Origin of the sequence: Methanosaeta sp. UBA356 (genome assembly GCF_002496465.1) — an archaeon.
In the GTDB taxonomy this organism is placed as follows: Archaea; Halobacteriota; Methanosarcinia; order Methanotrichales; family Methanotrichaceae; genus Methanothrix; species Methanothrix soehngenii.
This window is the reverse complement of record NZ_DAKC01000107.1, coordinates 7714-12092: the sequence shown is the minus strand read 5'-3', so window position 1 is coordinate 12092 and position 4379 is coordinate 7714. Positions and strand designations below refer to the sequence as shown.

Sequence of the window (4379 nt, the reverse complement as noted above, 5' to 3'; positions counted from 1 at the left end):
ATTTATATGCCTTGAGCATAGATGCTTTTTATGCGGTTGATTGTGTTTATAGTTTTCTACACAACGGTGGGGCACGATTCATCCCCTCCCCTGAAGGAGAGGGGTCTTCTCTGCCACTACACCCCGACGTTATAAGCAAAAAAAATATCAAAAAAAATTATTCTGCCGAGAGATAGTCGTACAGGAAGGCGGCGATCAGAGCTCCTGCTACCGGCCCGATGATGTATATAGGGAAGAAATGCCACAGGCTATTTCCGCCCAGGATGTAATCCCCAAGGTAGGGCCCGAAGGTTCTTGCCGGATTGAGAGATGAGCCTGTGATGTTCCCGATGGTGGTGATTATCCCCCCTACCACCAGGCCGATCACCAGCCCCGCAAATCCCGGCGGAGCTTGCCTGTCCACAGCCACTCCCATGATGGTCAGCATGAGCAGAAAGGTGCCTATGGCCTCCACCATTACCGCCTGCCAGTATCCGATTCCTGGAAATGGCGCTGTGGCTCCCAGACCACCTACTGTGACGGCATCCATGCCCACGCTGGCGGCAAACAGGAAACTGGCGACGGATGCGCCCACCAGCTGGGCCAGGATATAAGGAATGGCATCTCCCAGGGAAAATCTCCTCGTGGCCAAGAGGGCTATCGTCACAGCTGGGTTCAGATGGGCTCCTGAAATCCTGCCCAATGCATATATAGAAGCTGCAATGGCGATGGCAAAAGCCATTCCTATGGCAAACCAATCCCCCAGTCCTCCCAGGGTGCCTATGCCTATGTTAAATGGGTTGGGCGGGCTTGATCCCTGGGAGATCATCAGGGTTATCGCTGCTGCGCCTGCCCCGAAGTAAACCAGGATGAAAGTCCCGACCGCCTCGGCAATGGACCTTTTTGCCAGTGACATGTTCATCCCTCATGATATGCAGCATAGCATGGCTTGCAGAGAATACGGGGCAGCGTTCGCTTCATCTTCTTGGAGGGGAAGGGATAGCCTCCCTCCCAAATTTCCAGCTCCTCTCTGACCAGGTGATCCATGCAGACCCCCATTCCGCAGAGTATGCAGATGGCCACCGCATCAGTATCCTTTTGAGCCAGAGCACAAAGATAGCATTTCATATATCCACCATCAACCTTGATTGGAATTCAATAAGCTTCTTTTCTTGCTGTTTGATGCTGCCTCATACTGCTTCTCTGTACTGGCAGTAGGAGTGCCTGAAGTCGACCAGCGCCGCAGAAGCGCAGTTCTTGCATACCCTGGCGGGTGATGCTGGAATCTCCTTATGCAGGGCGATGATGTTGGTCATCATCGTAGCCGTCACCGGCTCGCTGGTAAGGAGGCAGGGATAGTCAGACAGCCTCATCAGAGCAGAGAAGCGCACGGTGATGGCGCAGGCCGGATAGGCATAACGCTGGGGATTCATGAGAACCTCATTTCTGTGAATGGGCTCAAGGTCCACATCGAAGCCCGATATCCTGGGGACGAGCTTGCCGCCCAGGCCGTTCTTCAGTCTTCTGGCCTTGTCAAGCACCTTCCATCCCCGGTAGATCATATCCATGAAGTCGCAGTTATGCAGCTCAGCTGCTGCTCCTCTGGTGGGATAGAGCTGCACATAGTTATGGAACCTCTTGGTGAGAAGGTCCACTATGCCTATGGCGTTGAAGCCGTCCAGCTCTGCTATATACTCGACTGCGGAAGCGGCGGCACCAGTGGCCAGGTTCAGAGGCTGGTGCTCGTTCTTGAAACTGTCCAGAGAGTTATTGAGGGTGGAGCCCATGACCTCAGTGACTGCCTCGATGACAGCCATTATGACGTCATCCTTGCACATGTTGAAGGTGGACTGGGATATATGATGGGCGATATCCCCCACACAATAAGCAGGAATTGTGAGGATGTTCCCATAGTGAACCCCTTCATTCATCGCCGCCCTGACCGCGGGCATCATCCTCTTCTTGTACTCGGTCATGTATTTGCGAACATCAAAGGACTGGTGGCCTGCGGCATCCATGAGCTTTCCCTGGGCCTCAATGGGACTCTCGTAGATGTACTTGATCTCATCGATCTCCTTTCTTACCGCTTCTGCCAGACTGGTTCCTTTCTCTGCTTCCTGGGCAAAGACCTCGCCTATGCCATAGGAGGTGTTCATGCCCCAGGATTTGGCAGCCAGTATTGCCTGCTTATGGACGTCAGGAATATCAATGGTCTTCAGGATCCTGTTGACCACGTTGCTCGTGCTGCCTGGAATCAGGGCAAAGTCCACCACACAGGTCGGACCGTAAAATCCTGCATATCTGCGGGCTGCCTCAAGCCCGATCAGAGCCTCTGATCTTCCCACCCCATCGATGAAGGCCTTAAGGCTCTTTTTGAAGCTCTCGTCCTGCTCACACAATATTTCGAGGATGGCAGGGGTCTGGTAATGCTCGACAAACGGATCGTCCTCCGGTCTTATGGTCTTGGTCAGGGACTTCATGACCTCATAATGAGAGTTGACCGAGTCCACATGCAGAGCGATGACCGATTTGGACTGGCCTTCAATGGCCTTCATCTTGTTCACTACATCCAGATAGGCCTTGGCATCCTCTACCTCAAAGCTCTGCCCTCTCTTTCTCTTGACCGTCTCCACATCTGCCCGCTGGGCTGCCATGGCCTCTTCTACCATCTTACGGTATAGTTCAGACATCTTCCTCACCCCTATCAATCGGAGGCCGCAATTCTCCCATGATATCCTGAGCACCATATCCTGAGCATCAGCAATAAAACATTCTTAAAGCCTCAGTTCCGATTGGTTGTATCCTGCCTCCTGCGGATACCATTATTACTATATGGAGCTGATCAGATATATGTATTACCATTATCCAATATTTGAAAGGTAGGGGATTGCGAGTTGCTCTCCTTTTTGGGCTTGGATCATATTTTATGTGCCGAGATTCCAGTTTCATGATAATCGACTAGCATCTGCATCAATCAGCTCAGAGGATGAGCAAGACTTGGCAAGCATAATGGATCGCGGCGCCGAACCTATCCGATGATGCGGAGAACAAAGAGCTTGTGTTTTGAGCTCTGGCTGCAAATGATCGATGATCTTATCATCGTGTTATTGCGATAAGCTAATATAAGAATAGCCATCTCGCACTTTCGATTGGCTAAAATACTGGAATTGTAGATCCGGGATTCGGAGCGAGATGGCAGAAGACAATAGAAGAGGCTGAGAATCAGACAACAAGAGAATGAACAATTAACCTCCAACGGTGAAATCAGATGGTGAAGATCGAGGTAATGGGAACAGGTTGTGCTAAGTGCAAGAGCCTGCTGAAGAACGTACAGAAGGCAGTGGAAGAATCGGGGACTGATGCAGAGATCATCAAGGTGGACAGCATCCAGGAGATCATGGATCGAGGAGTGATGATGACACCAGCCCTATATATAGATGGAAAATCGGTCTTGACAGGGAGAACGGCAACTGTGGAAGAGCTTAAACGGATGCTCAAGAGATAAATGCGCATAATTGGAAAATATAATGGTGTCACCAATGGACGAGAAAAAAAAGTGCAGTTGCAGCTCCTCGGACGTGCGGGTGGTGGCCTGCTCCGGAGCGTGCAATGTCGGCCAGATCGCTAATCAGGCGGCAGTCGATCTGTCGAAAGAGGACGTGGCAGGATTCTTCTGCCTGGCGGCAGTGGCCGCTCATATCGAGGCAATGGTAAAGTCGGCACGGGAAGCAGGAATGATGATATCCATTGATGGCTGTCCGGTGCAATGCGCTGCCAAGACCCTGCAGCATCTGGAAATAGAGCCGGCCATACAGATCATTGTGACTGAGCTGGGCATAGAGAAGACTCAGGACCTCTCTATTGACCAGGACGTGTGCTCTAAGGTGGTAGAGCAGGTTAAAGAGGAGCTGGCCGCCTGAAGTCGAGGTGAATTGGATGAGTAAACTGAGACCAATTTTGATTACGATGGGCGTTCTCTGCGGGACGCTTTTGGCGGCCCTGGTCCTCATAGAGAGCGCATCTGCCGGTGCGGAATGCGCATCTTTAGGAGGGGGGTGCGACGACTCCAACGGCGGCTGGGATCCTATGGCCAAGCTGGATGAGATAGGCAATGTAACCGCTACCCAGCAGTCAGCTGGAACCAACTGGGCCAAGAAGTCCAGGGAGATCCGCTGGGGGATGAACTCCTCCCAGGGCGCAGAGGATGAAAAAGGTGAGGAAAACGAGAGTGCAGTGGCGCCCGATAGCGTCCCGCAGGCAGAGGCAGAAGAGGCCAAGGATGTTCAGATTGCCGCCCCGCTAAAGCTGAAGGAATTGCAGATCAACATGACCCGCAGCCTCAAGGCAAGAGAGATGCTCTTGCCGCTGGATGAAGTCGATGATGCAGATGATGCAGATGA

Annotated in this window: 5 protein-coding genes and 1 pseudogene; 3 read left to right on the top strand and 3 right to left on the bottom strand. The window is 52.1% G+C overall.

Going from position 1 to position 4379, the window contains the following annotated elements:
* Positions 1 to 157 precede the first annotated feature (157 nt).
* The 3 genes from BP727_RS10065 to BP727_RS10055 form a co-directional block, all read right to left on the bottom strand.
* Positions 158 to 901: an MIP/aquaporin family protein gene (locus tag BP727_RS10065; protein WP_342674289.1), complete on the bottom strand. Its 744-nt coding sequence runs from the start codon at positions 899 to 901 to the stop codon at positions 158 to 160.
* Positions 898 to 1107, bottom strand: coding sequence for a DUF2180 family protein (locus tag BP727_RS10060; RefSeq protein WP_013720505.1), 210 nt, complete (start codon positions 1105 to 1107; stop codon positions 898 to 900). Before BP727_RS10060 ends, BP727_RS10065 begins: the two co-directional genes overlap by 4 nt.
* A gap of 62 nt (positions 1108 to 1169) precedes the next feature.
* Positions 1170 to 2669, bottom strand: coding sequence for a DUF2193 domain-containing protein (locus tag BP727_RS10055; protein ID WP_013720506.1), 1500 nt, complete (start codon positions 2667 to 2669; stop codon positions 1170 to 1172).
* 578 nt (positions 2670 to 3247) lie between these two features.
* Here BP727_RS10055 and BP727_RS10050 point away from each other — a divergent pair.
* The 3 genes and pseudogenes from BP727_RS10050 to BP727_RS10040 all read left to right on the top strand — a co-directional run.
* Complete coding sequence (locus tag BP727_RS10050; protein WP_013720507.1) at positions 3248 to 3484, top strand: thioredoxin family protein; 237 nt, start codon at positions 3248 to 3250, stop codon at positions 3482 to 3484.
* 34 nt (positions 3485 to 3518) lie between these two features.
* A complete protein-coding gene (locus BP727_RS10045) occupies positions 3519 to 3899 on the top strand; it encodes a putative zinc-binding protein (RefSeq protein ID WP_013720508.1) in 381 nt (126 codons plus the stop codon).
* Positions 3900 to 3915: 16 nt separating this feature from the next.
* A pseudogene (locus tag BP727_RS10040) lies at positions 3916 to 4379 on the top strand (sulfurtransferase); the annotation flags it as partial.

Excerpts from the sequence above, each read along its gene's own strand:
- BP727_RS10060 (WP_013720505.1), bottom strand. The coding sequence starts at position 1,107 with ATGAAATGCTATCTTTGTGCTCTGGCTCAAAAGGATACTGATGCGGTG.
- BP727_RS10055 (WP_013720506.1), bottom strand. The coding sequence starts at position 2,669 with ATGTCTGAACTATACCGTAAGATGGTAGAAGAGGCCATGGCAGCCCAG.
- BP727_RS10065 (WP_342674289.1), bottom strand. The coding sequence starts at position 901 with ATGAACATGTCACTGGCAAAAAGGTCCATTGCCGAGGCGGTCGGGACT.
- BP727_RS10045 (WP_013720508.1), top strand. The coding sequence starts at position 3,519 with ATGGACGAGAAAAAAAAGTGCAGTTGCAGCTCCTCGGACGTGCGGGTG.
- BP727_RS10050 (WP_013720507.1), top strand. The coding sequence starts at position 3,248 with ATGGTGAAGATCGAGGTAATGGGAACAGGTTGTGCTAAGTGCAAGAGC.